Origin of the sequence: Salidesulfovibrio brasiliensis JCM 12178, assembly GCF_001311825.1 — a bacterium.
GTDB classification, from domain to species: Bacteria; Desulfobacterota; Desulfovibrionia; order Desulfovibrionales; family Desulfovibrionaceae; genus Pseudodesulfovibrio; species Pseudodesulfovibrio brasiliensis.
In genome coordinates this window covers 1-679 of the sequence record NZ_BBCB01000177.1, presented here as the reverse complement: position 1 = coordinate 679, position 679 = coordinate 1, and the positions used below count along the sequence as shown (strand labels likewise).

The window sequence follows — 679 nt, the reverse complement described above, 5'->3', positions numbered from 1 at the left end:
CCGCAGCCCGCGAGGACATCGCCGTGGTCGGCCACGAACAGCTTGCCGAGCTGCACGGCCTGAACATCCTTGCCGCGCGCATCGAGGACCACCCCGACAACTGGACCCGCTTCCTCGTCATCGGCCCCTCCCCGGTCCGCGAGGAAAAACGCGACAAGACGAGCATCCTGTTCACCCTGCCGGACAGGCCCGGCTCACTGGCGGGCGTGCTGAACACGCTTGCGGGCGAAGGCATCAACATGACCAAGCTGGAATCCCGTCCCTTCCGGGGCGAGAAATGGAAGTACGTCTTTTTCACCGACCTCGAATGCGACCTCGGCAAGACGGAATACGAATCCATGCTCGCAAACCTGCGAGAGCAATGCCACACCCTGCGCGTCCTCGGCACGTACCCTGCCGCGCCCAAGGGACAGGAAGGATAAGAATCATGACCAACGAGACCATCATCATACAGGCCCCGGCCTCCAAGTCCCTCTCCCACCGCACCCTCATCGCTGGCGCGCTGGCGCCGGGCCGCTCCATCATCTCCGGCCTGCTGGACAGCGACGACATCCACCGCACGCGGGGCTGCCTTGAAGCCTGCGGCGTGCAGTTCGAGGACCAGCTGGACGGCTCGCTGGCCGTCACCCGGCACCGAGACCGGCCCGCAGGGCGGCAACCACGACGGCAAGGACAAGGA

The 679-nt window shown here is 65.7% G+C and carries 2 protein-coding genes; both read left to right on the top strand.

Annotated features, from left to right (window positions below):
- The coding region (locus JCM12178_RS17455) for a prephenate dehydratase (RefSeq protein WP_157054992.1) at nt 1-422 on the top strand (422 nt) is incomplete at its 5' end.
- 5 nt (nt 423-427) lie between these two features.
- Nucleotides 428-679: carboxyvinyltransferase (locus JCM12178_RS17450; protein ID WP_500799082.1), on the top strand; the 252-nt coding region annotated here is incomplete at its 3' end.